Annotated in this window: 22 protein-coding genes; 6 read left to right on the forward strand and 16 right to left on the reverse strand. The window is 63.0% G+C overall.

Annotation, left to right across the window (positions count from 1 at the left end; translation table 11 throughout):
- Nucleotides 1-13: 13 nt before the first annotated feature.
- The 13 genes from astE to acs form a co-directional block, all read right to left on the reverse strand.
- Nucleotides 14-1,021 carry a succinylglutamate desuccinylase gene (gene astE, locus ACK56M_RS21430; protein ID WP_015271265.1) on the reverse strand — a complete coding sequence of 336 codons (1,008 nt, stop codon included), beginning with the start codon at nucleotides 1,019-1,021 and terminating at the stop codon, nucleotides 14-16.
- A 10-nt stretch (nucleotides 1,022-1,031) separates the two neighbouring features.
- Nucleotides 1,032-1,322: a topoisomerase II gene (locus ACK56M_RS21435; protein WP_003256592.1), complete on the reverse strand. Its 291-nt coding sequence runs from the start codon at nucleotides 1,320-1,322 to the stop codon at nucleotides 1,032-1,034.
- A 14-nt stretch (nucleotides 1,323-1,336) separates the two neighbouring features.
- Nucleotides 1,337-2,686, reverse strand: coding sequence for an N-succinylarginine dihydrolase (gene astB, locus ACK56M_RS21440; RefSeq protein WP_061304403.1), 1,350 nt, complete (start codon nucleotides 2,684-2,686; stop codon nucleotides 1,337-1,339).
- Between the two features lie 23 nt (nucleotides 2,687-2,709).
- Nucleotides 2,710-4,173, reverse strand: coding sequence for a succinylglutamate-semialdehyde dehydrogenase (gene astD, locus ACK56M_RS21445; protein WP_039612610.1), 1,464 nt, complete (start codon nucleotides 4,171-4,173; stop codon nucleotides 2,710-2,712).
- A complete protein-coding gene (astA, locus tag ACK56M_RS21450; protein WP_013973651.1) occupies nucleotides 4,174-5,202 on the reverse strand; it encodes an arginine N-succinyltransferase in 1,029 nt (342 codons plus the stop codon).
- 78 nt (nucleotides 5,203-5,280) lie between these two features.
- Nucleotides 5,281-6,300, reverse strand: coding sequence for an arginine/ornithine succinyltransferase subunit alpha (gene aruF, locus ACK56M_RS21455; RefSeq protein ID WP_013973652.1), 1,020 nt, complete (start codon nucleotides 6,298-6,300; stop codon nucleotides 5,281-5,283).
- Nucleotides 6,301-6,447: 147 nt separating this feature from the next.
- The gene (locus ACK56M_RS21460; RefSeq protein ID WP_100412927.1) at nucleotides 6,448-7,668 is read right to left on the reverse strand and encodes an aspartate aminotransferase family protein; all 1,221 of its coding nucleotides are present in this window, start codon (nucleotides 7,666-7,668) and stop codon (nucleotides 6,448-6,450) included.
- A 555-nt stretch (nucleotides 7,669-8,223) separates the two neighbouring features.
- Nucleotides 8,224-9,204, reverse strand: a complete 981-nt coding sequence (argR, locus tag ACK56M_RS21465) for a transcriptional regulator ArgR (protein ID WP_054573802.1) — start codon at nucleotides 9,202-9,204, stop codon at nucleotides 8,224-8,226.
- A 98-nt stretch (nucleotides 9,205-9,302) separates the two neighbouring features.
- Entirely contained in the window at nucleotides 9,303-10,067 is a 765-nt protein-coding gene (locus tag ACK56M_RS21470) for an ABC transporter ATP-binding protein (protein ID WP_013973655.1), read from the reverse strand.
- A 22-nt stretch (nucleotides 10,068-10,089) separates the two neighbouring features.
- The gene (locus ACK56M_RS21475; RefSeq protein ID WP_253152337.1) at nucleotides 10,090-10,788 is read right to left on the reverse strand and encodes an ABC transporter permease; all 699 of its coding nucleotides are present in this window, start codon (nucleotides 10,786-10,788) and stop codon (nucleotides 10,090-10,092) included.
- Nucleotides 10,785-11,474 carry an ABC transporter permease gene (locus tag ACK56M_RS21480; RefSeq protein ID WP_411959037.1) on the reverse strand — a complete coding sequence of 230 codons (690 nt, stop codon included), beginning with the start codon at nucleotides 11,472-11,474 and terminating at the stop codon, nucleotides 10,785-10,787. The genes ACK56M_RS21475 and ACK56M_RS21480 overlap by 4 nt, the downstream gene beginning before the upstream one ends.
- 88 nt (nucleotides 11,475-11,562) lie before the next feature.
- Nucleotides 11,563-12,348, reverse strand: coding sequence for an ABC transporter substrate-binding protein (locus tag ACK56M_RS21485; RefSeq protein WP_015271270.1), 786 nt, complete (start codon nucleotides 12,346-12,348; stop codon nucleotides 11,563-11,565).
- A gap of 526 nt (nucleotides 12,349-12,874) precedes the next feature.
- A complete protein-coding gene (gene acs, locus ACK56M_RS21490) occupies nucleotides 12,875-14,836 on the reverse strand; it encodes an acetate--CoA ligase (RefSeq protein ID WP_015271271.1) in 1,962 nt (653 codons plus the stop codon).
- Between the two features lie 398 nt (nucleotides 14,837-15,234).
- On the opposite strand from acs, the gene ACK56M_RS21495 reads away from it, so the two are divergent.
- Nucleotides 15,235-15,489 carry a DUF2790 domain-containing protein gene (locus ACK56M_RS21495; protein WP_003260110.1) on the forward strand — a complete coding sequence of 85 codons (255 nt, stop codon included), beginning with the start codon at nucleotides 15,235-15,237 and terminating at the stop codon, nucleotides 15,487-15,489.
- A 152-nt stretch (nucleotides 15,490-15,641) separates the two neighbouring features.
- On the opposite strand, the gene ACK56M_RS21500 is transcribed toward ACK56M_RS21495, so the two are convergent.
- On the reverse strand, nucleotides 15,642-17,201 hold the full coding sequence (locus ACK56M_RS21500; RefSeq protein ID WP_015271272.1) for a sigma-54-dependent phenylalanine hydroxylase transcriptional regulator PhhR: 1,560 nt from the start codon (nucleotides 17,199-17,201) through the stop codon (nucleotides 15,642-15,644).
- A gap of 256 nt (nucleotides 17,202-17,457) precedes the next feature.
- Here ACK56M_RS21500 and phhA point away from each other — a divergent pair, with 256 nt between their 5' ends.
- The 4 genes from phhA to ACK56M_RS21520 all read left to right on the forward strand — a co-directional run bounded on the left by phhA (nucleotide 17,458) and on the right by ACK56M_RS21520 (nucleotide 20,249).
- Nucleotides 17,458-18,246: a phenylalanine 4-monooxygenase gene (phhA, locus tag ACK56M_RS21505; protein ID WP_003260109.1), complete on the forward strand. Its 789-nt coding sequence runs from the start codon at nucleotides 17,458-17,460 to the stop codon at nucleotides 18,244-18,246.
- A gap of 39 nt (nucleotides 18,247-18,285) precedes the next feature.
- Nucleotides 18,286-18,642, forward strand: a complete 357-nt coding sequence (locus tag ACK56M_RS21510) for a 4a-hydroxytetrahydrobiopterin dehydratase (protein ID WP_003254532.1) — start codon at nucleotides 18,286-18,288, stop codon at nucleotides 18,640-18,642.
- 190 nt (nucleotides 18,643-18,832) lie between these two features.
- Nucleotides 18,833-18,961: a hypothetical protein gene (locus tag ACK56M_RS21515; protein WP_015271274.1), complete on the forward strand. Its 129-nt coding sequence runs from the start codon at nucleotides 18,833-18,835 to the stop codon at nucleotides 18,959-18,961.
- A gap of 91 nt (nucleotides 18,962-19,052) precedes the next feature.
- Nucleotides 19,053-20,249, forward strand: a complete 1,197-nt coding sequence (locus ACK56M_RS21520; RefSeq protein ID WP_015271275.1) for an MFS transporter — start codon at nucleotides 19,053-19,055, stop codon at nucleotides 20,247-20,249.
- A gap of 138 nt (nucleotides 20,250-20,387) precedes the next feature.
- Here ACK56M_RS21520 and ACK56M_RS21525 read toward each other — a convergent pair whose 3' ends face one another.
- On the reverse strand, nucleotides 20,388-23,408 hold the full coding sequence (locus tag ACK56M_RS21525; protein WP_054573799.1) for an FAD-binding and (Fe-S)-binding domain-containing protein: 3,021 nt from the start codon (nucleotides 23,406-23,408) through the stop codon (nucleotides 20,388-20,390).
- A 152-nt stretch (nucleotides 23,409-23,560) separates the two neighbouring features.
- Between ACK56M_RS21525 and ACK56M_RS21530 the strand changes: the two genes are divergently transcribed.
- Entirely contained in the window at nucleotides 23,561-24,445 is an 885-nt protein-coding gene (locus tag ACK56M_RS21530; RefSeq protein ID WP_015271277.1) for a LysR substrate-binding domain-containing protein, read from the forward strand.
- Nucleotides 24,446-24,621: 176 nt separating this feature from the next.
- Here ACK56M_RS21530 and ACK56M_RS21535 read toward each other — a convergent pair whose 3' ends face one another.
- Complete coding sequence (locus tag ACK56M_RS21535) at nucleotides 24,622-26,040, reverse strand: amino acid permease (protein ID WP_161551429.1); 1,419 nt, start codon at nucleotides 26,038-26,040, stop codon at nucleotides 24,622-24,624.
- Between the last annotated feature and the right edge of the window lie 465 nt (nucleotides 26,041-26,505).

Raw genomic sequence — 26,505 nt, forward strand, 5'->3', positions numbered from 1 at the left:
TATCGGGGCCAGCTCAGCCTAATCGCTGGCCGGAGTCGGGAACGATCAGAATCCCCGCCCTGAGGCCATTCTTGACCTTGGGGTTGGGGAAGATGATGCGCGCGCCCTCCTCCTCGACCACCCAACGCGTCTCGGCCAGGTCCTCGGCCAGCAAGTAGCCCTTGCTCAGCTCGGAGAAGTTCTCGATGTCTGCAGGCAGGTGCAGGTGGAAGCTGTCGCTGTGCTTGATGATCTCGCGGGAAACGCTGAACAGCTGCAGGCCATCCAGCGAGCCTTCGCCTTCGGGCTCGGTGTTTTCGATGATGCTGATCAGCCGCTCCTCCAGCTTGTCGAGGTTGACCTCCTCGTTCTGGCCGAACGGGCGGGCCTTGCCCAACTCCAGGGTGAAGGCTTCGGCCTCCAACTGCTCATAGGTGAAGGCGCTGAAAGTGATGGAAGACTTGCTCTGCAACAACACCGCCTCCATGCCCGCCGCCGCCAGGCGTGCCAGCTCGCGACGGGAATGCTTGCGCCCCTCTTTATAAGGGTACAAGGCGAACTGCTCGATCTTCGAGCCGCGGATGGCGGTATGCAGGTCGTAGTGCAGGCGGCTGCGCCCCGCCTTGCTGAAGAACACCCGGGCGAACTGTTCCAGCTCGGCGGCACGCAATGCCTCGAAGCCACTGGACAGCTCGTGGCGGCCGTTGAACAGGCGGTTGATGTCCTGCTCGATGAAGCGCTCGCCCTTGCGGATCGCTGCGGGGTTGCCAAACAGGAAAAGCACCCGGGCCTTGGGTTTGATCTTGCCGTTGGCCACGCCATGCAGCAGCCGCTCGAGCAACTCGATCGGTGCCGTTTCGTTGCCGTGGATGCCGGCGGACAGCAGCAGGTCCAGCCCGCAATCCTCGTTTTCGGCCGGGCGCACTTCGAGCGCGCCCTCCCCCAGCCAGCGCAAACGCGCGCCCTTGGGTGTCACTTGGGTCTTCTCGGCCGGTTCGTGATCGGTGAGGGTCAGCTCAAGCAATTTGCCAAGGGCGAGCATAGGTACTTCCTTAGTGGTGGTGGCCGCAATCGGGGCCATGGACGTGATCGTCGTCTTCGCCGACCTCCGCCGGTTCCATTTCCAGCTGCAGGCTGACCAGGTTGGTGGCCATCGGGCGCAGCAGCAGGTTGGCGTACTCGGTGTCGTCTTCCTCGACATCCACGCCGATCAGCAGCTGGCCACGACCATCCTGCTGAATCCACACTTCCTTGCCTTGCCAGACCACGGCAAAGCGGGTGCAGGAAGTTTCCAGCTGAGTGCCGTCTTCATCTTCCAGGATAAGGCGCAGGGCGTCGGTCATTGCAAAGTCTCTCTTCAAGGTTGGCGTTGGAACGGATACACCGAGCCCAACTTCAGGATCTGGGTCAATTCGTCCAGTGCCGTACGGCATTCCACCAGCAATTGCGGGTCGGCCAGGTCCGCCTCGCAAAGGCGATCGCGGTAATGCTTGTCGACCCACTGCAACAGGGTGTCGTACAGCGAGGCGGTCATGATAACGCCTTGGTTGACCGCTGCCAGTTCCGTTTCCTTCAACGCCACGCGCAAACGCAGGCAAGCCGGCCCACCGCCGTTCTGCATGCTCTGCTTGAGGTCGAACACTTTCACCTCCCGCACCGGGCCGCCCTGGCTGGTCAACTGGCCCAGATAGGCCCAGACCCGCTCGTTGTTGCGGCACTCTTCCGGCACCACCAGCAGCATGGAGCCGTCGTCGCGGCTGAGCAACTGGCTGTTGAACAGGTATGAACGCACTGCGTCCTCTACCGTCACCGCCGCCCGCGGCACGCAGATGGCCTGGAAGTTGCCACCCTTGCTGGCCAGTTTAGCTCGCAGCTGGCCAAGTACCGCGTCCGTCTCAAGGAAAGCGTCCTCGTGGTAGAACAGCACCTCGCCGTTGCCCACCGCAATCACATCGTTGTGGAACACGCCCTGGTCGATCACCGCCGGGTTCTGTTGAGCGTAGACCACGCCGTCATCGCCCAGACCATGCAGCCGGGCCACGGCCTGGGAGGCTTCCAGGGTCTGCCGGGCCGGGTACTTCTGCGGCGCCGGGTAGCGGCTGTCGAAGGCGCTGCGGCCGTAGACGAAGAACTCCACGCCGGCCTCGCCATAGGTACGGCAGAAGCGCGTGTGGTTGGCCGCCCCCTCGTCACCGAACTGTGCCACGGCAGGCAGTGCCGCGTGGTGGGCAAAGTGCTTGTCGTTGCTGAACATGGCCCCCAGCACGCGGCTGGTGGTCGGGTGCTCGATGCTGCGGTGGTACTTGCAGTTGAGGTTGGCAGCAGTGAAATGCACGCGGCCATCGGCAGTGTCGGCACTGGGGCTGACCGTGGCGGCGTTGGCCACCCACATGCTCGAAGCCGAGCAACTGGCCACCAGCAATGGCATGGCCTCCTTGGCGGCACGCTGGATCACTTCGGCATCGCTGCCGCTGAAGCCCAGGCGGCGCAGTGCAGCCACGTCCGGGCGCTCCTGCGGCGCCAGCACGCCCTGCTTGAAGCCCATGTCGGCCAGCGCTTTCATCTTCGCCAGGCCCTGGCGCGCGGCTTCGCGCGGGTTGGAACCCTGCTGGCTGTTGCTCTGCGAAGCCACGTTGCCGTAGGACAGGCCGCCATAGTTGTGGGTAGGCCCCACCAGGCCATCAAAATTCACTTCGTAGGATTTCATCGGCTAGGCTCCGTGACCTGTTGTTATAGGGTGACGCCCGGCGTCAAGGTTGCCGGCAAGGCAAGGCTGGCGGTCTCCAGCGAAGCCACGGGGTAAGCGCAGTAGTCCGCTGCGTAGTAGGCGCTGGCGCGGTGGTTGCCACTGGCACCCACGCCGCCGAACGGCGCACTGCTGGCGGCACCGGTCAGTTGCTTGTTCCAGTTGACGATGCCGGCGCGGCTGCGCAGCCAGAAGTACTGGTAACGGGCGTGGGAGTCGGACAGCAAGCCGGCGGCCAGGCCGTACTGGGTGTTGTTGGCCTCATCGATGGCGGCATCGAAGTCGGCATAGCGGATCACCTGTAGCAGCGGGCCGAAGAACTCTTCGTCCGGGCGCTCGGCCACAGCGGTGACATCGACAATGCCCGGGGTCAGCAGTGCGGCATCGGCCTGTGGCTGGGTCATTTCCAGCAGCTTCACGGCGCCCTTGGCGACCAATTCGGCCTGGGCCGCAATCAGCGCCCGCGCCGCCTGCAGCGAGATCACCGAACCCATGAACGGCGCCGGCTGCTGGTCGAACGCCCCGACCGTGATGGATCTGCTCACCTCGACCAGGCGCGCGATCAGCGCATCACCCCAAGCGCCTTGCGGCACCAGCAGACGACGGGCGCAGGTGCAGCGCTGGCCGGCGGAAATGAACGCCGACTGGATAATGGTGTACACCGCCGCATCGAGGTCCTTGACCTCGTCCACCACCAGCGGGTTGTTACCGCCCATTTCCAGGGCCAGGATCTTGTCCGGGCGGCCGGCGAACTGCTGGTGCAGCAGGTTCCCGGTGCGGCTGGAGCCAGTGAAGAACAAGCCATCGATACCTGGGTTGGCGGCCAGCGCCACACCCGTTTCGCGCGCACCCTGCACCAGGTTGAGCACACCCGCCGGCAGCCCGGCGGCAATCCAGCAATTGACGGTCAGTTCGGCCACCTTGGGCGTCAGCTCACTGGGCTTGAACACCACGCAGTTGCCAGCCAGCAGCGCTGGCACGATATGGCCGTTGGGCAGGTGACCAGGGAAGTTGTACGGGCCGAACACCGCCACCACGCCATGGGGCTTGTGCCGCAGCACGGCCGTGGCATCGGCCAGCGGGCCGCTCTTCTCGCCGGTGCGCTCGCGGTAGCTCTGCACCGAGATCGCGACCTTGTTGATCATGCTGGTGACTTCGGTCGCCGACTCCCACAGGGGCTTGCCGGTTTCCTCGCCGATGCACTGGGCCATGGCTTCGGCATGCGCTTTCAGTTGCGCGGCGAACTTCTCCAGCACATCGATACGCGCCTCCAGGCTCAATTGCGCCCAGGCCGGGAAGGCCTGACGCGCAGCCTGCACGGCGGCACCCACCTGGCTGGCGTCAGCGCCCTGCCCCTGCCAGACGACGGCTTGCGTCACCGGGTTGAGCGACTGCAGGGTTTCGCCCTGGCCAACCTGCCAATTGCCTGCGATGTAATGCGTGGTCATTTACTGGGCCTCCCGGCTTGCCGACAGCGGCACGGCGCGCACGTTGTCGCCGGCGCCCATGCGCAGGCGCTTGGCGGTCAAGGGGTCGACCACCAGGGTACCGGCAGCCAGCCGCGCAGGTGCGGCCGTGATGCGGCAGTCGTCGCGCTTGCGGTTGTGGATGATGTAAGGCGTCGCGTCATCGCCCGGCGTGCCCACCGCCAGCACCAGGGTCTGGCTCTCGCGCACGGCGCGGATCCTGGAGGTGTCGCACTCGATGGCGGGGCCGGCGTCGAAGATGTCGACGTAGCCCTGGTAGTTGAAGCCTTCCTGCTTGAGCATGGCCAGCGCCGGCTCGGTGTCCTTGTGCACGCGGCCGATCACGTTGCGCGCCGCCTCGGACAGGAAGCAGGTGTACAGCGGGAACTTCGGCATGAGTTCGGCAATGAACGACTTGTTGCCCACGCCGGTGAGGTAGTCGGCCTGGCTGAACTCCATCTTGAAGAAGTGCCGGCCCAGGCTTTCCCAGAACGGCGAGCGGCCCTGCTCGTCGGACATGCCGCGCATTTCGGCGATGATCTTCTTGCCGAACAGCTCGGGGAACTCGGCGATGAACAGCATGCGCGCCCGCGACAGCAGGCGGCCGTTGAGGCCGGAGCGGTAGTCGCTGCGCAGGAACAGCGAGCACAGCTCGGAGTTGCCGGTCAGGTCGTTGGCCAGGAACAAGGTGGGGATTTCGCGGTAAATCTTCAGCTCCTGCGAGGCGCTGACGGTCAGCCCGACCCGATAGTTGTACCAGGGCTCGCGCAGGCCGACGGCACCGGCGATGGCACTGATGCCCACCACCATGCCTTCGTCGTTTTCCAGCACGAACAGGTAGTCGGTGTCGCCACGCTCGGCTTCGCCGCGGAAGCTCTTCTCCGCCCAGCCAACGCGATGCCCCAGGCGCTCTTCGTTGGCCGGCAGCGTGGTCAGCCCGGTGGTACCGGTGCTGCGTGCCAATTCGATCAACGCAGGCAAATCGCTGCTGCGTACAGGACGAACGATCATGCTATCTCCTTTTGCGGCGGCGGCGGCCGGCGCGAAACTCTTCTAACGCATCAATCCCGAAACGTCTGTTGCCAGACCTCAGACCGCAACCAGGCGCACGCTGGCACCCTCGCCCACCCCCAGCGCCTCGGCGGCTGCCGGGCTCAGGCTGACCGGCTTGCCGGGCACCCAGTCCAGGTCCAGCAGCACCGCGCGGTAGTCCTGCAACTGGCCGTTGCACACCAGGTACGGGCGCCCGCCCTTGACCGGGGCTTCCTCGAGCCTCACCGGCACAACCCGGCTCTGGGCGATCGAGCGGATACCCGAGGTACGCGCATGCAGGGTCGGGCCACCGTCGAAGATGTCGATGTAGTGCTCGGTCTCGAAGCCTTCGCGCATGAGGATGTCGAAGGTAATCTGCGCCCGCGGGTGCACCTGGCCCATGGCTTCCTGAGCCAGGTCAGGCAGCAGCGGCACGTAGATCGGGTAGTGCGGCATCAGTTCGGCGAGGAAGGTGCGGCTCTTCAGGCCGCACAGGCGCTCGGCGTCGGCGTAGTTGAGGTCGAAGAAGTTGCGACCGATGGCATCCCAGAACGGCGATTCGCCCTGCTCGTCGCTGTAGCCGACGATCTCGGTCACCACCGAGTCGGCGAAACGCTCCGGGTGAGCGGCCATGAACAGCAGGCGGCCACGCGAATTGAGCTCGGCCCAGCCACTGTTCACCAGTTCCGGCAGCACATAGAAGCTGGTCAGCAGGCTGTTGCCGGTCAGGTCATGGCACAGCGACAGCACATGGATCTTGTTGTGGATCTTCAGCTCGCGCGAGGCGTGCACGAAGGTCTCGTTACGAAAGCTGTAGAACGGCTCGGAGTAGCCCGCTGAAGCGACGATGGCCGAGCAACCGGCCAGCTTGCCGGTTTCGCTGTCCTCGAGCACGAAGAAGTAGCTTTCTTCACCGTTGAAGCTGACCTCGGCGGCGAAGGAAGTCTCGGATGCGGCGATCTTGTCGCCCAGGCGAGCGGTGTCGTCCGGCAGCGAGGTGACACCAATGGGGCTGTCTGCAGCCATGCGCTGCACTTCGTTCAGATCAGCCATTTGCGCGGGGCGCATCACCAGCATGGTGTCACTCCTTTGGAATACGGGCCGCTCACGGCGGCACGGAAAAACGGCAGATGCACTGGCACCTGCACTGGGATCGGGTATCACCGGCCCGGTACAGACTCGGGCTGAGCCTGCACCGTGGCCGGCAAAGGGACCGCGGGCGGATCAGCCCTTGGTCAGGGTGGCCACGGCGCGCTCGAAGCGGTCCAGGCCTTCGTCGATGTCGGCGTCTTCAACTACCAGGCTTGGCGCGAAGCGGACCACATCCGGGCCGGCCTGCAGCACCATCACGCCTTCTTTCTCGGCGGCGTTGAGCACGTCCTTGGCCTTGCCTTTCCAGGCCTCGGTCAGCACGCAGCCCAGCAGCAGGCCAACGCCACGCACCTGGCTGAACAGGTTGTACTTCTGGCCGATCTGCTCCAGGCGGCCCTTGAAGCGCTCATGCTTGGCCTTGATACCGGCCAGGGTTTCCGGGGTGTTGACCACGTCCAGCACCGCGCAGGCGACGGCGCAGCCCAGCGGGTTGCCGCCGTAGGTGGTGCCGTGGGTGCCGACGGCCAAGTGCTTGGCCAGTTCGGTGGTGGTCAGCATGGCACCGATCGGGAAACCACCGCCCAGGCTCTTGGCGCTGGTCAGGATGTCCGGGGTAACGCCGTAGTGCTGGTAGGCATACAGCGAACCGGTACGGCCAACGCCGGTCTGCACTTCGTCGAAGATCAGCAGGGCGTTGTGCTCGTCACACAGTTTGCGCGCGCCTTCCAGGTAGGCCTTGTCGGCCGGCACCACGCCGCTCTCGCCCTGGATCGGCTCGATCACCACGGCGCAGGTCTTGTCGGAAATCTGTGCCTTCAGCGCTTCCAGGTCGTTGTACGGCACATGGCTGATGCCGGTGATCTTCGGGCCGAAACCATCGGAGTACTTCGGCTGGCCACCGACGCTTACGGTGAACAGGGTACGGCCGTGGAAGCTGTTCACGGTGGCGATGATTTCGTGCTTTTCCGGGCCGAAGCGGTCGTGGGCAACACGACGGGCCAGCTTGAAGGCGGCCTCGTTGGACTCAGCGCCGGAGTTGCAGAAGAACGCACGGTCGGCAAAGGTGGCGTCCACCAGCTTGCGGGCCAGGCGCAGGGCCGGCTCGTTGGTGAACACGTTGGATACGTGCCAGAGGGTATTGGCCTGCTCGGTCAGGGCCTTGACCAGTGCCGGGTGGCAGTGGCCCAGGGCGTTGACCGCGATGCCACCGGCAAAATCGATCAATTCGCGACCCGACTGGTCCCAGACACGGGAGCCCTCGCCTCGCACAGGAATGAAGGCCGCCGGAGAATAGTTGGGGACCATGACCTGGTCGAAATCGGCACGTTGCACCGGGGCTTGCTCAACGGACATCTGAGTCTCCTGAAGAGGAACGCTGGCCTGGAAGTGGCGAGCGATGGGGGGGATTGTAAGGACTGATCCGCGCCTGTCCTTGCGGCCAAGCGACAACTTGTTACAGCGCAAAACCCAGTTTTGACAAGGCTTTCGGCAATGCGACAAACACTGTCGCAATCGCGCAGTGTACGGGAGAGAGGGGGCTGGGTGAACGGGTGTACACGAAGGTTTGTGAGGGGCCAGGGAGGTTCGGCGAAACGGGGGCGGCGCCTGTGAGACCGAGCGCCGCCCGCGCGGCGCTTCGCGGGACAAGCCCCACATTTGTTGCAACGTGGCCATGCCTGTGGGAAAGGCGTTGCCAGCTTTGGCGGAGAGTTTGAGACTGGCGAGACGGCGGTAGCGCCAGCCGGGAAACCGCGTCAAGGCAACAAGGCTGACAACAATGGCCTGACAGGTTCGGCACGTTGCAACAAATGTGGGAGCGGGCTTGTCCCGCGAAGCGCCGCGTGGGCGGCGCTCGATTTCCGCCGCACCATCAAAACCAAGGCATACGCCCCAAACCCCCTCGAAATATCAGCCTTTTTCGGCAGGCGCCGAGCTCAGTTCGAACGGGCTGCTGCTACGCCGCTGGTTGCGATCCTCCCGCGGCGTTGCGCCAAAGAAGTTGCGGTAGGCGCTGGAAAAATGCGGCCCCGAGGAGAAGCCGCAGGACAGCCCGATCTGGATGATCGACTTGCTGGTCTGCATCAGCATCTGCCGCGCCTTGTTCAGCCGCAGCTCCAGGTAATACTGGCTCGGCACACGGTTCAGGTACTGCTTGAAGATGCGCTCCAGCTGCCGGCGCGACACGCACACGTGCTGGGCAATTTCGTCGGTGGTCAGCGGCTCTTCGATGTTGGCTTCCATCAGCAGCACCGCCTGGGTCAGCTTGGGGTGGCTGGAGCCCAGGCGGTTCTGCAGCGGAATACGCTGGCGCTCGCCACCCTCGCGAATGCGCTCGACCACCAGTTCCTCCGACACCGCCCCGGCCAGCTCCGCCCCGTGATCACGGGCCAACACTGCCAGCAGCAGGTCGGTCACGGCCATGCCGCCACAAGCGGTCAGGCGATCGCGGTCCCAGTCGAACAGGTGACTGGTGGCGATAACCTTGGGGAAGCGCTCGGCAAAATCATCCTGCCAGCGCCAGTGCACCGCAGCCCGGTAACCGTCGAGCAGGCCCAGCATCGCCAGAGGGTAGACCCCGGCCGACAGGCCGCCAATCATGCAGCCACTGCGCGCCAACTGCTTGAGCGCCGTAGACAACGCAGCCCCCACCGCCGGCGGCTGCTCGTCAGCCAACAGGAACAGCTTGTGACACCCCTCCAGGCGACCGTTCCACGGCTCGCCCGGCAAACGCCAGCTACCCTCTTGCGCCGGCTCCGCCTGCAGAAAGACCAGATCGTAGACCACCTCCGGGTGCACCCGCTGCGCCACCTGCAACACTTCCTCGGCCAGCGCCAGGGTCAAGGGCCGGGTGCTGGGCCAAATGAGAAAACCGATTCGCTGGGTGGTCATAGGGTGCGGTCCGAAACCTGAGGTCGTTCGAGTCTGTGCGCCGGGTCAGGCTGCGCTCGCCGCGCAGCATGCCCTATTCTGGTGCAAAAATGCAGCTTTTACTTCAGGCTGCCGGAGAGGAACTGCTTCAGGCGCTCCGACTGCGGGTTGGCCAGCACTTCGCGCGGGCAGCCGGTTTCTTCCACCAGGCCCTTGTGCAGGAACACCAGCTGGTTGGAAACCTCACGGGCAAAGCCCATTTCGTGGGTCACCACCACCATGGTGCGGCCTTCCTGGGCCAGCGACTGCATCACCTTGAGCACATCGCCCACCAGTTCCGGGTCCAGCGCCGAGGTCGGCTCGTCGAACAGCATGACCTCCGGCTCCATGGCCAGCGCCCGGGCAATTGCCACACGCTGCTGCTCGCCGCCGGACATGTGCCCCGGGAAGGCGTCCTTGCGGTGGGCGACTCCGACCTTGGCCAGGTAGTGCTCGGCCTTTTCCAGGGCTTCCTTGCGGTTCACGCCCAGCACATGCACCGGCGCTTCGATGATGTTTTCCAGCGCGGTCATGTGCGACCACAGGTTGAAGTGCTGGAAAACCATCGACAGGCGCGAGCGCATGCGCTGCAGCTGACGCGGGTCGGCTGCCTTGAGCGCACCATCCTTGCCCGGTACCAGCTTCAACTCTTCGTTGTTGAGCAGGATCTTGCCGGCGTGCGGTTGCTCCAGCAGGTTGATGCAGCGCAGGAAGGTCGACTTGCCCGAACCGCTGGAGCCGATGATGCTGATGACATCGCCTGCCTTGGCTGACAGGGACACGCCCTTGAGCACTTCATGGCTGCCGTAGCGCTTGTGCAGGTCTTGGACTTCGAGTTTGTACATGCTGTCGATTCTCACAAAGCGGTCAGTGCTTGCGCGGCGCCAGGTAGCCGAGCCAGCGGCGTTCGGCCACCTTGAACAGGCGCACCAGGATGAAGGTCAGGCACAGGTAGAACACGCCCGCCGTGATATAGGCCTCGAAAGGCAGGTAGTACTGGGCATTGACCGTGCGCGCAGCGCCAGTGATGTCGATCAGGGTAACGATCGACGCCAGGCTGGTGGTCTGCAGCATCATGATCACTTCGTTGCTGTACTGCGGCAGCGCCCGGCGCAGGGCCGACGGCAGCAGGATGCGCCGGTACATCTTCATGCGCGACATGCCCATGGCCTTGGCCGCCTCGATTTCGCCATGCGGCGTGGCCTTGAGGCTGCCGGCGATGATTTCGGCGGTGTAGGCACTGGTGTTGATGCCGAACGCCAGGCAGGCGCAGAAGGTAGCGCTGGACAACAGCGGCCACAGGAAGCTTTCGCGCACCGCCTCGAACTGCGCCAGGCCGTAGTAGATCAGGAACAGCTGCACCAGCATCGGCGTGCCGCGGATCACGTAGGTGTAAAGCCACGCCACGAGATTGACCGCTGGCTGCTTGGACACCCGCATCAGGCCCAGCGGAATGGCCGCCAGCAGCCCGAAGAACAGCGAAATCGCCAGCAGCTTGAGGGTGGTCAGCAGGCCGCCGAAATACATCGGCAGTGCCTCCCAGACGACGTTGTAGTCGAAGATCATAGTTCAGCCACCTTGACGCCAACCGAGTAGCGGCCCTCGAGATACTTCAGGGCCAGCAGCGAGATGCTGGTCAGCACCAGGTACAGGGCCGCCACCGCCAGGAAGAAGGTGAAAGGCTCGCGGGTGGCATCGGCCGCCTGCTTGGCCTTGAACATCATGTCCTGCAGGCCCACTACCGAAATCAGCGCGGTGGCCTTGGTCAGCACCAGCCAGTTGTTGGTGAAGCCCGGGATCGCCAGGCGAATCATTTGCGGCACCTGGATGCGGAAGAACACCTGGCGGTTGCTCATGCCATACGCCACGCCGGCTTCGGCCTGGCCTTTCGGAATACCAAGGAACGCACCGCGGAAGGTTTCCGACAGGTAGGCACCAAAGATGAAGCCCAGGGTACCGATACCCGCGATCAGCGGATTCAGGTCGATGTAGTCTTCATAACCGAGCAGCGGCGCAACCCGGTTGATGATGTCCTGCCCGCCGTAGAAGATCAGCAGGATCAGTACCAGGTCCGGAATACCACGAATCACCGTGGAATACAGATCGCCCAGCCAGGCCAGCCAGCGCACCGGCGACAAGCGCAGTGCCACACCGATCAGGCCGAGCACGATGGCCAGGGCCATCGACGACAGGGCGAGCTGAAGCGTCAGCCACGCCCCGTCGAGGATGACTGCCCCGTAGCCTTTCAACATGATGAGGTCCTCGACCTAGAGAATGAAAAATGGTGCAAACCTCAGAGCCTCTGCTGTTTGCACCATTGCACAGGTGAAACTCGACGTCTTATTTCGAGTCTGGACCGTAGATATCGAAGTTGAAGTACTTCTTCTCGATTTCTTTGTACTTGCCGTTGGCACGAATGGCGTCGATGGCCGCGTTGATGCGGTCGACGTTGGCCTTGTCACCTTTGCGCACGGCAATGCCGATGCCGTCGCCGAAGTACTTGGCGTCGGTGAAGGACGGCCCTACGAAGGCGAAGCCCTTGCCGGCGCCGGTCTTGAGGAAGCCATCTTCCAGCAGGGTGGCGTCGGCCACGGTGCCATCGAGGCGGCCAGCCGCCACGTCCAGGTAGATTTCGTTCTGGGTGCCGTAAGGAACCACGGTGGCACCTTTGGCGCCCAGTACTTCCTTGGCGAAGCGGTCGTGGATCGAACCGCGCTGCACACCAATCTTCTTGCCCTTGAGCTCATCCAGGCTGTCGCTGACGGCGGTACCTTCCTTCATCACCAGGCGCGCCGGGGTCAGGTAGTAGCGCTTGGTGAAGTCGACCGATTTCTTGCGGTCTTCGGTGATCGACATGGACGACAGGATGGCGTCGATCTTGCGCACTTTCAGCGCCGGGATCAGGCCGTCGAACTCCTGCTCGACCCAGGTGCACTTGGTCTTCATCTCTTCGCACAGAGCGTTGCCGATGTCGTAGTCAAAACCGGCAATGCTGCCGTCTGGCTGCTTGAAGGCGAAGGGTGGGTAGGCGGCTTCGATGCCGATTTTCAGCGGTTTTTCATCGGCCTGCGACACCAGGGAAAACACGGACAGCGCCAGGGCGCCAAGCAGTGCGAGCTTCTTCATCAGGTAACTCCATCGGTACAGGGCAATACAAGGCAGGTAACGGCTGCCCGATATGCGAATGGGTACAACGCGAGCCGCGCAGGGTTCGACCAAGGCCGCAGACCACGAGCGAGTGAGTGGCATTTTAACGACAGCCCGGTAGTCGATATTTCTTCAAAGCGACAACTACTTACAGAAGCGCTTGAAACGGCAACGGGCGATGTTGACAGCCATTGCAAAATATGCAAGAGCGCAAGAAATAGAACCTATAGTACTAGCAATTCCCGGGCCTATTATTGGCAAAGCCTTGTATTACGGCAAGTGCAGCGTGCCGTGTCGCAAAAAAGGCTGCGAAAACGCACCGAAACAGGCCGGATTTGTTTCCTGGCGCCCCGATATTGTGCGACGCCGGTGACAGAACAGTTACCGATGAATGTCGGGTAACAGTAAAGCAAAAACCCCGCCGGTTGCCCGGGCGGGGTTCTTGTTGGCGGCACAGCTCCTGTAGGCGCTCCCACAGCCCCCTACAAAATGTGCGACGCGGCTATCAGGCCGAAGCCAAGCTCATGGCCTTGTGGGTATCGATCAGGTGTTGCACCACACCCGGGTCGGCCAGGGTCGAGATATCGCCCAGGGCATCGTACTCACCCGTGGCAATCTTGCGCAGGATGCGGCGCATGATCTTGCCCGACCGGGTCTTCGGCAGCCCCGGCGCCCACTGGATCACATCCGGCGAGGCGATCGGGCCGATTTCCTTGCGCACCCAGTTCTTCAGCTCCAGGCGCAACTGCTCGCTGGCCTCGATACCGGCATTGAGGGTGACATACACATAGATGCCCTGCCCCTTGATGTCGTGTGGCACACCTACCACCGCGGCCTCGGCCACTTTCGCATGCGCCACCATGGCACTTTCGATCTCGGCAGTACCCATGCGGTGACCGGAGACGTTCAGCACGTCATCCACGCGACCGGTGATCCAGTAGTAGCCATCCTCGTCGCGGCGCGCACCGTCGCCGGTGAAGTACATGCCACGGAAGGTCTTGAAGTAGGTATCGACGAAACGGTCGTGGTCTCCGTACAGCGAACGCGACTGGCCCGGCCAGGAATCGAGGATCACCAGGTTGCCTTCGGCAGCGCCCTCGATCAGGTTGCCCAGGTTGTCCACCAGCGCCGGCACCACGCCGAAGAATGGGCGGGTTGCCGAGCCCGGCTTGAGGCCGGTGGCGCCCGGCAGCGGGCTGATCAGGATGCCGCCGGTCTCGGTCTGCCACCAGGTGTCGACGATCGGGCAACGCTCCTTGCCCACGGTCTTGTAGTACCAGTTCCAGGCTTCGGGGTTGATCGGCTCACCCACCGAGCCCAGCAGGCGCAGGCTGGAGCCATCGGCACCTTCGACTGCAGCCTGCCCTTCGGCCATCATCGCGCGGATGGCGGTTGGTGCGGTGTACAGGATGTTGACCTTGTGCTTGTCGACGATCTTCGACACGCGCGTGATGTCGGGGTAGTTCGGCACGCCTTCGAACAGCAAGGTAGTAGCGCCGTTGGCCAGCGGGCCGTAGACGATGTAGCTGTGGCCGGTGACCCAACCCACGTCGGCGGTGCACCAGTACACCTCGCCCGGGCGATAGTCGAACACGCGCTCATGGGTGAGCGCGGCGTACACCAGGTAGCCACCGGTGGTGTGCAGCACGCCCTTCGGCTTGCCGGTGGAGCCGGAGGTATAAAGGATGAACAGCGCTTCCTCGGCACCCATCTCTTTCGGCGCGCAATGGCTGGAGGCGACTTTCATCAGGTCTTCGTACCAGATGTCGCGGTGCTGGTGCCAGGCAATGTCGCCACCGGTGCGCTTGCACACGATGATCTTCTGCACGCTGTTGGTTTCAGGGTTGGTCAGCGCCAGGTCGACGTTGGCCTTGAGCGGGGTACGCCGGCCACCGCGTACGCCTTCGTCGGCGGTAATCACGACCTTGGACTTGCAGTCGATGATACGACCGGCCAGCGCCTCGGGCGAGAAGCCGCCGAACACCACCGAGTGAATCGCACCGATACGGGCACAGGCCAGCATGGCGACCACGGCTTCGGGGATCATCGGCATGTAGATGGTGACCACGTCACCCCGGTGCACATCCTGGCCACGCAGGGCGTTGGCGAACTTGCAGACCTGCTCGTGCAGTTCGCGGTAGGTGATGTTGCGGTGTTCGGAAGGGTCGTCGCCTTCCCAGATGATGGCCAACTGGTCACCGCGCTCTTCGAGGTGGCGGTCCAGGCAGTTGGAGGAAACGTTCAGAGTGCCGTCGGCGAACCATTTGATATCGACGTGATGGTCGTCGAAGGAGGTCTGCTTGACCTTGGTGAACGGCTTGATCCAGTCGATGCGCTGGGCCTGCTCGCGCCAGAAGCCGTCCGGGTTGATCACCGATTGCTGGTACATGGCCTTGTAGGTGGCCTCGTCGGTCAGGGTGGTGGCCGCAACCTCGGGACGAACGGGATACAGTGGAGCCGCACTCATCTGTGTTACCTCGGTGTAATAGTTGTTTTTGTATGGAACCGTTTGTAACTGTACCAGAGCGACAAAAGCCATTCGACGTTGGTAGTAATTTGGTACGCCCGTTCAGACAAAGCGCTCTGGCACGCACCTTACAGCCCAGGCGAGAAATTACGGGCGCGGTTTACCATAGGATTGTTACAGATTCTGTCAAAACACTTTATCAAAAGACCCACTGTTTCGGCCTTGGCCCCAGCCATAAAATTCACCTCGCCAGCAACGGCAAGGCGATTAACAACTGGTAACAGCCCCCACGAAGGCAAGCGTTAATCCCCCTCCAAACCTGATAGTTAAAACTAGCAATACTCGCGGCGCCATAAGCGCCGCGTGCCCCCTCACGACCTTAGACAGGTAAATTGAAAATGAAAGCTTTACTGGTATTGGTACTTGGCAGTCTTTGCGGCGCGGCGATGGCCGGCGAAGCCAAAGATGCCGAGCAGATTCCGGTTGAACAGTACAGTTACTCGCAGCACCTGGACATTGCCCGCGTCATTTCCATGAGCGAAGTGCCCAATGTGTGCGAAGTCGTGCCAGCCCGCATGACCTACGAGGACTCCAAGGGCCAGAAGCACATTCTCGAATACCGCGTGATGGGGAACGGCTGCTCGAACGGCTGATACCTTGTGAATTGGGGCCCTGCGGGCCCCTTTCGCGACACAAGGCCGCTCCTACAGGTACTGCGCAGGCTTCAAACATTGCGCAGTACCTGTAGGAGCGGCCTTGTGTCGCGAAAGGACTGCGCAGCAGTCCCGCCTTTTATAAAGGCGGATTATTCTGCAGACTTGCCAAGTGAATAATCCCTCAACTTGTTGGCAATAGTCGTATGCGAAACACCCAGTCTTTTACCTAAAGCCCGACTACTCGGGAATTCCCCCATCAAACTTTCCAGTACCGCTTTTTCAAAACGTCCGACAATCTGCGAAAGATCCCCATCCAGCGAAAATTCACCCAGCGGTTGGCGCACGCCGTAATCCGGCAAACGTATATGTTCACTTTTGACCACGCCGCCTTCGCATAACGAAACCGCCTGGAACAACACGTTTTCCAACTGCCTTACATTACCCGGCCAATGGTACTGGCCGAGTTTATCCATCGCCGCTGGCGCCAGGCGCGGCATGGCGCAGCCGATCTGCCGGCTGGCCTGGTCGAGAAAGTGCTGCACCAGCCCTTCCAGGCCATCCATGCATTCGCGCAATGGTGGAATGTGCAGCGACAACACATTGAGCCGGTGATACAGGTCCTGACGAAACTCGCCCCGGGCACACAATTCGGACAAATCCACCTGGGTCGCGCAGATCACTCGCACATCCAGGTACACCTCTTCATCGCTGCCTACGCGGCGGAAGCAGCCATCTTGCAGAAAACGCAGCAGCTTCACCTGCAAGCGTGGGCTCATCTCCCCTACCCCGTCGAGAAACAGCGTGCCACCGGCGGTCAGCTCCAGCAGCCCCAGCTTGCCCTCGGCCCGCGCCCCTTCGAATGCCCCAGGGCCGTAGCCGAACAGCTCGGTCTCGGCCATCGACTCGGGCAACCCGGCGCAGTTGAGCGCCATCAACGGCGACTGGCCGCGCGGGCTTGCCAGGTGGCAGGCACGCGCCAGCAACTCCTTGCCGGTGCCGGTCTCGCCCTCGATCAGCAAAGGCGCGTCCAGCGGCGCCATGCGCCGCGCCTCGCGCACCACCGCAGCCATTACCCGCGAGCTCTGGAAGATACTGTCGAAACCGCGCAGCTCCTGCTTGCGCACGTTATAGATGCGCTCACCGATACGGTCGGCGCGGTGCAGGGTCAGCACCGCGCCGGCCAGCGCCTCGCTGTCGTCGTGCTCGGACTGCAGCGGCGCGATATCGGCCAGGAACACATCGCCCTTGACCTTGATGCGCAGGCCGTTGATGCGCGACTTGTTGGCGCGCACTAGCTCTGGCAGGTCGAAGTCCTCCACATAGCGCGCCAGCGGCATGCCCGGCACCTCGTCCACCCGAACCCCCAGCAGCTGCGCAGCGGCACGGTTGGCGGCGACGATGCTGCCGCCCATGTCGATCGACAGTACCGGAAAGTCCAGCGCACCCAGCAACGCATTCAGCTCCATGTGTCGGCGCTCGCTGGGCATCAGCCCCACGCGCTTGACACCGAATACCCCGGCAATCGCCTCGAACTTCGGCCGCAGCGCCTGGAACTGCAGATTGATCAGGTTCGGGCAATGCAGGTAGATGGCGTTGCCATGGTCACCGCCCACCTCGCCGCGCAGCACGTTGATGCCGTACTCCACCAGCAGGTTGAGGATGTCGCGCAGGATGCCAATACGGTTCTGGCAATGCACTTTGATACGCATGAGGGCTCTCGAAGCGCCAATGTTTTTCAACATCGCGCGGAAAAGTCGTAAAGATAAGCTGACAAAAACAGCCGAAGCTTCAGCCAGATGCCTCGGATTTTCCGACACCTACGCCTTTTTGTAAAATTATCGTTACGAAAACATCGCCGAATGCCGGTCCCGCTCACTGGCCCACCCCGTGCAAAGTGGCCAGCGAAGGGATATTCATTAGGCATGTCCTGCACATAACAAGAAAAGCCCTCACCAGGAGAGCCACATGAAACAGACGCAATACGTGGCACGCGAGCCCGATGCGCATGGTTTTATCGATTACCCGCAGCAAGAGCATGCGGTATGGAACACCCTGATCACCCGTCAGCTGAAAGTGATCGAAGGCCGCGCGTGCCAGGAATACCTGGACGGCATCGACCAGCTCAAGCTGCCCCATGACCGTATTCCGCAACTGGGCGAGATCAACAAGGTGCTGGGCGCCACCACCGGTTGGCAGGTTGCTCGGGTCCCGGCGCTGATCCCCTTCCAGACCTTCTTCGAACTGCTGGCCAGCAAGCGCTTCCCGGTAGCCACCTTCATCCGTACCCCGGAAGAGCTGGACTACCTGCAAGAGCCCGATATCTTCCACGAGATCTTCGGCCACTGCCCGCTGCTGACCAACCCTTGGTTCGCCGAATTCACCCATACCTACGGCAAGCTCGGCCTGGCCGCGACCAAGGAACAACGTGTGTACCTGGCGCGCCTGTACTGGATGACTATCGAGTTCGGCCTGATGGAAACCGCGCAGGGCCGCAAGATCTATGGCGGCGGCATCCTCTCGTCGCCAAAGGAGACCGTCTACAGTCTGTCTGGCGAGCCCGAGCACCAGGCCTTCGACCCGATCGAGGCCATGCGCACACCGTACCGCATCGACATCCTGCAGCCGTTGTATTTCGTGCTACCGAACATGAAGCGTCTGTTCGACCTGGCCCACGAAGACATCATGGGCATGGTTCACAAAGCCATGCAGCTGGGCCTGCACGCACCGAAGTTTCCACCCAAGGTCGCTGCCTGAGCGACCTTGCCGATAACAACTCGAACCGGAAAACACCACATGAATGCCTTGAACCAAGCCCATTGCGAAGCCTGCCGCGCCGACGCACCAAAGGTCACCGACGAAGAGCTGGCCGAGCTGATTCGCGAAATCCCGGACTGGAACATCGAAGTACGTGACGGCCACATGGAGCTGGAACGCGTGTTCCTGTTCAAGAACTTCAAGCACGCCCTGGCGTTCACCAATGCCGTGGGCGAGATCGCCGAGGCCGAAGGCCACCACCCGGGCCTGCTGACCGAGTGGGGCAAGGTCACCGTGACCTGGTGGAGCCACTCGATCAAAGGCCTGCACCGCAATGACTTCATCATGTGCGCACGCACCGACAAGGTGGCGGAGACGGCTGAAGGCCGCAAGTAAGCACTGAAAGAATGGGGCCCGATGGCCCCATTTTTTATGGAAAACATGTCCGCTGTTCGCCCGCAAAACCGACAAGCGACCGCCAAAAAATCCAAACTGTCATCCAGACTTGTGTATCCTGCCCCAGCTTTGCGAAGCTTCAAACGCGCCTGGCGCAGACTTTTCACTCACACTTGCGAGGAACGACGAGATGCATGAAATCCCGAATCTTCCCTTCCCAAGCCTGAACCCAGAAGAGCCAACCGTGACCGTTCACGCCGAACCGGCAGCTGCCGTCGAGCAGGATGGTGACGATCAATCAAGCGCTGACCAGGAATAACCGCGCATCCCCCGACTGTGTGAAAACGGCTGACCTGCGGGCTACCCCCGTCATCACGTTTTCACACCGTCCAGAACCCACGTAGGCCCTCATGCCCCACTCACCGCGCCCCCTTGCGGTCACCCTGCAAGTCGTCTCCATCGTCCTCTTCACCTTCATCGGCTACCTGAACATCGGCATCCCGCTGGCCGTATTGCCCGGCTATGTGCACAACGACCTGGGCTTCAGTGCCGTGGTCGCGGGCCTGGTGATCAGCGTGCAGTACCTGGCCACCCTGCTCAGCCGCCCCACCGCCAGCCGCATCATCGACAACCACGGCAGCAAGAAGGCGGTCATGTATGGCCTGGCCGGCTGCGGCCTCAGCGGGGTTTTCATGCTGGCCTGCGCCTTCCTCACCCACCTCCCCTGGCTGAGCCTCGCCTGCCTGCTGGTCGGCCGCCTGGTACTCGGCAGTGCGGAAAGCCTGGTGGGCTCCGGTTCCATTGGCTGGGGCATTGGCCGCGTAGGTGCTGAAAACACGGCCAAGGTCATTTCCTGGAACGGCATCGCCAGCTATGGCGCGCTGGCCATCGGCGCTCCGTTGGGCGTGCTGATGGTCAAGAGCCTGGGCCTGTGGAGCATGGGCGTGAGCATCATCCTGCTGTGTGCGCTCGGGTTGCTGCTGGCCTGGCCCAAACAGGCCGCACCGATCGTCAGTGGCGTGCGCCTGCCGTTCCTGCGGGTGCTGGGCAAGGTGTTCCCGCACGGCTCGGGACTTGCCCTGGGCTCGATCGGCTTTGGCACCATCGCCACCTTCATCACCTTGTATTACGCCAGCCGTGGCTGGGCCAATGCGGCACTGACGCTGAGCCTGTTCGGCGCCAGCTTCATCAGTGCGCGACTACTGTTCGGCAACCTGATCAACCGGCTTGGCGGGTTCCGGGTGGCGATCGCCTGCCTGTCGGTGGAAACACTCGGGCTGCTGATGCTGTGGCTGGCGCCCAGCGCCGAACTGGCGTTGGCGGGGTCCGCACTGAGCGGGTTCGGCTTCTCGCTGGTGTTCCCGGCACTGGGGGTGGAGGCGGTGAACCAGGTGTCGGCGGCCAACCGCGGGGCGGCGGTGGGGGCTTATTCGCTGTTCATCGATTTGTCGCTGGGGGTGACCGGGCCGCTGGTGGGCGCGGTGGCGGCGGGGTTCGGGTTTGCTTCGATGTTCCTGTTTGCGGCAGCAGCGGCGGCTTGCGGGCTGGTATTGAGCCTGTATCTGTATCGGCAGGCATCATCTTCAAGGCATGCACGGGACTTGTAGGAGCAGCCTTGTGCTGCGAAGAGGCCATTACTGCCGAAGAAAACCTATTGGCTCTACCAGCCTCTTCGCAGCGCAAGGCTGCTCCTACAGGGACGGCGTAAACCAGGGGGCTGCAAGGCAGCCCCGAGGCCCTGATGGTCAGCGCTTGGCGTACTGCAGCACCACTTCCAGCGGGTGGCGCATCTGCCGCTCGGTCATGCGCTTGACCTGGCTGCGGCACGAGTAGCCTGTCGCCAGCGGCTCGCCTTCCTTGTCCAGCTTGGTCGCCCACGACTGCTCGAAGATGGTCCGCGAGGTATCCTGATTGCGCGCCTCGTGCCCATAGGTACCAGACATACCGCAGCAACCAGTCGCCTCGGTCACCAGCTTCAGGCCCAGACGGGCGAACACCTGCTCCCACTGCTTGGTGCTGGCCGGCACGTTGGTCTTCTCGGTGCAGTGCGCCATCAGGCGGAAATTGCCCGGCGCAGTCGGTGCCTGCTCCGGCAGCACGTCCATCAACCACTCCTGCGGCAACAGCACCTGCGGGCAGCCATCCAGGCCCGGCACTTTCTGGTACTCCTGGCGATACACCAGGGTCATCGCCGGGTCCAGGCCCACCAGCGGCACGCCGCAGTCAGCCAGGGCCTTGAGCTGGGTCGCATTACGGACAGCCGCCTTGGCAAACGCACCGAGGAAGCCCTGAACGTGGAGTGGCTTGCCGTTTGCACTGTACGGCGCCAGGAACACCCGGTGGCCCAGGCGGTGCGCCAGGTCGATGAAGGCCGACAGCAGCGGTGTCTCGAAGTAACGGGTAAATGCATCCTGCACCAGCACGATGCTGCGCTCGCGCTGGGCCGGGGTCAGCTCACGCAGTGCCGGCACGCTGGCCACGCCGACGCGACAGCGGGTCAGGGTAGCCTGGAAGTTGAAGCGACTGATCAGCGGGCTGTCGACCATGCCGACCTTGTCGGCCAGCAGCTTGCTCACCCACTTCGAGCCCATCACCGCGTTGTACAGCCCTGGCGCGTGGGCCAGGTACGGGATGGTGAACTCCAGCGAACCGATCAGGTAGTCACGCAGCGGGCGCTGGTAGCGGCCGTGGTACAGCTCGAGGAAGCGCGAGCGAAAGTCCGGCACGTTGACCTTGATCGGGCACTGACCGGCGCACGACTTGCACGCCAGGCAGCCGGCCATGGCGTCGTACACCTCATGAGAGAAGTCTTCCTGGCCCTGGCTGCGCGCGCGGTTGTTGCGCAGGCGTGCCGGCAGGCCCTTGAGCCACGACACCTTGTTGCGTGCCGCCGCCAGCACGTCGATGTTGGCCTCGCCCTGCAGGCGCAGCCATTCGCGCATCAGCGAGGCACGGCCCTTGGGTGAGTGCTGGCGCTCGCGGGTGGCCTTCCACGACGGGCACATGGCGTCGTTGGGGTCGTAGTTGTAGCAGGCGCCGTTGCCGTTGCAGTGCACGGCGCTAGGGAAGTCCTGCCACACGCGTTCGTCGATGGTGCGGTCGAGATCGCCGCGCAGGGTTACGCCATCGACCGGGGTCAGGCCTTCGGCACTGCCCAACGGGGTGCAGATCTTGCCCGGGTTGAGCTGGTTGTGTGGGTCGAAGGCGCCTTTCAGGCGCTGCAGCGCCGGGTACAGCTCGCCGAAGTACTCCGGCACGTATTCAGAACGCAGGCCCTTGCCGTGCTCGCCCCACAGCAAGCCGCCATAGCTTTTGGTCAGCGCCGCCACGGCGTCGGAAATCGGCTTGACCAATGCGGCCTGGGCCGGGTCCTTCATGTCCAGCGCCGGGCGCACGTGCAGCACGCCGGCATCGACGTGGCCGAACATGCCATAGGCCAGGCCGTAGCCATCGAGCAGTGCACGGAAGTCGGCGATGTAGTCGGCCAGTTGCTCCGGCGGTACCGCGGTGTCTTCCACGAACGGTTGCGGGCGTACTTCGCCCTCGACGTTGCCCAGCAGGCCCACCGAACGTTTACGCATGGTGTAGACGCGGGTCACCGCCTCGGCACCCTCGGCCAGGGTATGGCCCAGGCGCTCGACGCTGGTGTCGCTCTGCAGGTGCTGGATGAACGCTTGCACCTTGGCATTGACCTCGGCCGGCTCGTCGCCGCAGAACTCCACCAGGTTGATGCCCAGGGTCGGGCGCTCGGGGTCTGCCGGAAAGTATTCGGCGACGCTGTGCCAGACGATATCCTTCATCGCCAGCATCAGCACCTTGGAGTCGACGGTCTCGATCGACAGCGGCTTGTGCGCCATCAGCGCGTTGGCATCACGCAGTGCATCCATGAAGCTGGTGTAGCGCACGTTGACCAGCACGGCGTACTTGGGGATCGGCAGCACATTGAGCTTGGCTTCGACCACATAGCCCAGCGAGCCCTCGGCACCGCACAGCACGCTGTTGAGGTTGAAGCGGCCCTGCTCGTCGCGCAGGTGGGCCAGGTCATAACCGGTCAGGCAACGGTTGAGCTTGGGGAAAGTGGCTTCGATGAGATCGGCCTGGGTTTCCTGGATCTCCCGCGCCATGCGGTACACCTCGCCGACCCGGCCGGGCGCGGCACAGGCCTGTTCCAGCGCAGCATCGTCGATCGGCAGGCTGTGCAGGCGCTCGCCACCGAGCAGCACGCTGTGCAGCTCCAGTACGTGGTCGCGGGTCTTGCCATAGGTGCAACTGCCCTGGCCACTGGCATCGGTGTTGATCATGCCGCCGACAGTGGCACGGTTGGAGGTGGACAGCTCGGGGGCGAAGAACAGCCCGTGCGGCTTGAGCGCAGCGTTGAGCTGGTCCTTGACAGTACCGGCCTGCACCCGCACCCAGCGTTCCTCGACGTTGATTTCGAGGATCTTGTTCATGTGCCGCGACAGGTCGACGACGATACCGTCGGTCAGCGACTGCCCGTTGGTGCCGGTACCACCACCGCGTGGGGTCAGCTTGACCTGCTGGAAGCGCCCCTCGGCCATCAGCGTGGCGACCCGCGCCACATCGTCGGCGTCCAGCGGGAACACCGCCGCCTGTGGCAAGCGCTGGTAGATCGAGTTGTCGGTGGCCAGCACCGTGCGGGTGCCGTAGTCGGCACTGATCTGGCCACGGAAGCCGCTGTTGCGCAGGGCTTCGAGGAATTCGGGGTAGTTGGCGCTCGGGGCAACGGTCGGCAGCTGGGCGATCATCGAAGGATGGCCTCTTGATATTGGCTAATTCACGGGATTCCTGTCGTTCCGGCATGGGTGATGACATGCGGAGGTGACGTGCAGGCCAATGTTCCTGTAGTTTCGCTTCAGGGGCAAACGGATAATCCTGCCGCTATTAATGACTTTCATGAATGAATTACCGCCATCTCACCCCGTCCATGTCGCTGCTACTGGCTTTTGAGGCTGCCGCCCGGCATGAAAGCTACACCCGAGCCGCCGCCGAGCTGTCGCTCACCCAGAGCGCGGTCAGCCGCCAGGTGCAGGCGCTGGAGCAGCAACTGGGCCTGACCCTGTTCCGCCGCGAGGGGCGCCAGGTGCAGCTGACCGATGTCGGCCGCCTGTACCAGCGCGAGCTCAGCGAAGCACTGGGGCGCATCCGCAGCGCCACCTTGCAGGCGTTGGCCTACCAGTCGGGGGTAGGCACCTTGCGCCTGGCCACCCTGCCCACCTTCGGTTCGAAATGGCTGCTGCCGCGGTTGCATGCCTTCTACAGCGCACACCCGGGCATGCTGGTGCACATACATTCACGCATCGAAGCCATCAACTTCGACACCAGCGAGATCGATGCCGCCATCGGCGTGGCCAGCCACGACCTGCCGGGGTTGATCTGCCATCGCCTGCATGCCGAGGAACTGGTGGTGATATTGCCGCCTGAGGCTGGTGCGGACAGCCAAGGCTGGAGCCCTGCACGCATCACTGAAGAGGTGCTGCTGAATGTGGCCAACAACCCGCATGCCTGGGGCGAGTGGTTCTCGCACCATGGCCTGGCGCACCGGGCGATGCGCCTGGGGCCGAGCTTCGAGCTGACCTCGCACCTGATCCAGGCGGTACGGGCCGGGATCGGCATCGGCCTGGTGCCGCGCATACTGGTGGAGGAAGAACTGGCCAAGGGTGAGCTCTACAGCCCAGGGGTGGCATTTGCCAGCCAGCGCAGTTATTACCTGATCTACCCGCCGCGCAATGAGGCGTTGCCGTCGCTGCGGGCGTTTCGCAGTTGGTTGCTGGAGCAGATCTGATTCTTGCCTGTGCCGGCCTCTTCGCGGGTAAACCCGCTCCCACAGGTATAGCGCTGCTTTCAGGTCAGGTGATGTCCCTGCGGGAGCGGGTTTACCCGCGAAGAGGCCGTTACAGGCAATAAAAAACCCGAAGCCAGTTCCTGACTTCGGGTCTTTTGTACGCTACCTGCAGCGCCTTACTTGGCCACGCTACCAGCAGCCCCAAGGGCCTGCGCCTTGCGACGCGGCTTGACCATGTAGACCACGAACATGGCGAACAGCCACACCGGGATCGCATACACGGAAACCTGGATACCCGGGATCATCGCCATGATGCCCAGAATCAGCACCACGAACGCCAGGCAGATGTAGTTGCCATAGGGGTACCACAGCGCCTTGAACAGCGGCTTCTGGCCAGTGCGGTCCAGGTGCTGGCGGAACTTCAGGTGCGAGTAACTGATCATCGCCCAGTTGATCACCAGGGTAGCCACCACCAGCGACATCAGCAGCTCCAGCGCGTTTTGCGGCATCAGGTAGTTGAGCAGCACCGCGATCAGCGTCACGCCTGCCGACGCCAGGATCGAGCGCACCGGCACACCGCGGCTGTCGACCTTGGCCAGCGACGCCGGAGCGTCACCTTGTTCGGCCATGCCCAGCAGCATGCGGGCGTTGCAGTAGGTGCCGCTGTTGTACACCGACAGCGCTGCAGTCAGGACCACGAAGTTCAGCAGGTGCGCGGCCACGTCACTGCCCAGCAGCGAGAACACCTGCACGAATGGGCTGCTGCCATAGCTGCCACCGGAGGCATCGATGCTGGCGACCAGGTTGTCCCATGGGGTCAGCGACAGCAGCACCACCAGGGCACCGACATAGAAGATCAGGATACGGTAGATGACCTGGTTGATCGCCTTGGGGATCACGGTCTTCGGCTTGTCGGCCTCGGCTGCGGTGAAGCCGAGCATTTCCAGGCCACCGAAGGAGAACATGATGAAGGCCAGGGCCATCACCAGCCCGCTGACACCGTTCGGGAAGAAGCCGCCGTGCGACCACAGGTTGGCCACGGTTGCTTCCGGGCCGCCGCTGCCGCTGGTCAGCAGGTAGGCACCCAGGCCGATCATGCTGACGATGGCCACCACCTTGATGATGGCAAACCAGAATTCGGCCTCACCGAAGAACTTCACGTTCATCAGGTTGATGGCGTTGATCAGCACGAAGAACGCTGCCGCTGTGACCCAGGTGGGGATCTCCGGCCACCAGTAGTGGACATACTTGCCGACCGCCGAAAGCTCCGACATGCCCACCAGGATGTACAGCACCCAGCAGTTCCAGCCCGACAGGAAGCCGGCGAAACCACCCCAGTAGGTGTGGGCGAAATGGCTGAACGAGCCGGCCACCGGCTCTTCGACGATCATTTCGCCGAGCTGGCGCATGATCATGAAGGCGATGAAGCCGCAGATGGCGTAGCCAAGGATCATCGACGGGCCAGCGGATTTCATCACGCCTGCCGAGCCGAGGAACAGGCCGGTACCAATCGCACCGCCGAGGGCGATCAACTGGATATGGCGGTTCTTCAGGCCCCGCTTGAGCTCGCCTGAATGCATGTTTTGTCCACTCATGAACGAAGTCACCTGCATTGTTTTTATCTGTGACGGAATCGGACCCACCGCGCTCGTGGCGCAGCGGAATGGGCAAGGTGGTTACCTTGGGTTTCCTGACCTCAGGGGCCGCCGGAGCGGGTCAACCAGGCGTGATCAAGAGTGCGCGGTACGCAAAGGAGTCACAGGTAAAACGCGGCGCACTGTATACCCCTGCAAACGCGCAGGCGTCAACGCGTTGCATCGTTTCCTCGGGAAAAAACGCAGCGATCCTGTGGTGTGGGCCTTGAAAGGCGAAGTGATCGGCGTACATGGCGCCTCCATTTGTTGTTTTGTCAGCCTGGCTCTGTGGACAGGCTTTTGCACACGGCAATGGCGGCTATAACACCGTGGGGCGGGGCTTTGGGCAAGGGTGGGCGGGGCTTGGCTGGCTGTTTTGATGGGGAGTCGGCGGCAAGGTTTGTTTACACGATTCGACCTAATCTG

Origin of the sequence: Pseudomonas sp. s4, from assembly GCF_046764235.1 — a bacterium.
GTDB lineage: Bacteria > Pseudomonadota > Gammaproteobacteria > Pseudomonadales > Pseudomonadaceae > Aquipseudomonas > Aquipseudomonas asiatica.

Bases quoted from the DNA above. Each gene is read 5' to 3' on its own strand.
- ACK56M_RS21475 (WP_253152337.1), bottom strand. From the start codon at position 10,788: ATGATCTTCGACTACAACGTCGTCTGGGAGGCACTGCCGATGTATTTC.
- ACK56M_RS21480 (WP_411959037.1), bottom strand. From the start codon at position 11,474: ATGTTGAAAGGCTACGGGGCAGTCATCCTCGACGGGGCGTGGCTGACG.
- ACK56M_RS21520 (WP_015271275.1), top strand. From the start codon at position 19,053: ATGCCCCACTCACCGCGCCCCCTTGCGGTCACCCTGCAAGTCGTCTCC.
- astD (WP_039612610.1), bottom strand. From the start codon at position 4,173: ATGACCACGCATTACATCGCAGGCAATTGGCAGGTTGGCCAGGGCGAA.
- phhA (WP_003260109.1), top strand. From the start codon at position 17,458: ATGAAACAGACGCAATACGTGGCACGCGAGCCCGATGCGCATGGTTTT.
- astA (WP_013973651.1), bottom strand. From the start codon at position 5,202: ATGATCGTTCGTCCTGTACGCAGCAGCGATTTGCCTGCGTTGATCGAA.
- ACK56M_RS21460 (WP_100412927.1), bottom strand. From the start codon at position 7,668: ATGTCCGTTGAGCAAGCCCCGGTGCAACGTGCCGATTTCGACCAGGTC.
- astB (WP_061304403.1), bottom strand. From the start codon at position 2,686: ATGAAATCCTACGAAGTGAATTTTGATGGCCTGGTGGGGCCTACCCAC.
- ACK56M_RS21535 (WP_161551429.1), bottom strand. From the start codon at position 26,040: ATGAGTGGACAAAACATGCATTCAGGCGAGCTCAAGCGGGGCCTGAAG.
- ACK56M_RS21470 (WP_013973655.1), bottom strand. From the start codon at position 10,067: ATGTACAAACTCGAAGTCCAAGACCTGCACAAGCGCTACGGCAGCCAT.
- ACK56M_RS21515 (WP_015271274.1), top strand. From the start codon at position 18,833: ATGCATGAAATCCCGAATCTTCCCTTCCCAAGCCTGAACCCAGAAGAG.
- ACK56M_RS21500 (WP_015271272.1), bottom strand. From the start codon at position 17,201: ATGCGTATCAAAGTGCATTGCCAGAACCGTATTGGCATCCTGCGCGAC.
- ACK56M_RS21530 (WP_015271277.1), top strand. From the start codon at position 23,561: ATGAATTACCGCCATCTCACCCCGTCCATGTCGCTGCTACTGGCTTTT.
- ACK56M_RS21495 (WP_003260110.1), top strand. From the start codon at position 15,235: ATGAAAGCTTTACTGGTATTGGTACTTGGCAGTCTTTGCGGCGCGGCG.
- ACK56M_RS21510 (WP_003254532.1), top strand. From the start codon at position 18,286: ATGAATGCCTTGAACCAAGCCCATTGCGAAGCCTGCCGCGCCGACGCA.
- ACK56M_RS21485 (WP_015271270.1), bottom strand. From the start codon at position 12,348: ATGAAGAAGCTCGCACTGCTTGGCGCCCTGGCGCTGTCCGTGTTTTCC.
- aruF (WP_013973652.1), bottom strand. From the start codon at position 6,300: ATGCTGGTGATGCGCCCCGCGCAAATGGCTGATCTGAACGAAGTGCAG.
- ACK56M_RS21525 (WP_054573799.1), bottom strand. From the start codon at position 23,408: ATGATCGCCCAGCTGCCGACCGTTGCCCCGAGCGCCAACTACCCCGAA.
- ACK56M_RS21435 (WP_003256592.1), bottom strand. From the start codon at position 1,322: ATGACCGACGCCCTGCGCCTTATCCTGGAAGATGAAGACGGCACTCAG.
- acs (WP_015271271.1), bottom strand. From the start codon at position 14,836: ATGAGTGCGGCTCCACTGTATCCCGTTCGTCCCGAGGTTGCGGCCACC.
- argR (WP_054573802.1), bottom strand. From the start codon at position 9,204: ATGACCACCCAGCGAATCGGTTTTCTCATTTGGCCCAGCACCCGGCCC.
- astE (WP_015271265.1), bottom strand. From the start codon at position 1,021: ATGCTCGCCCTTGGCAAATTGCTTGAGCTGACCCTCACCGATCACGAA.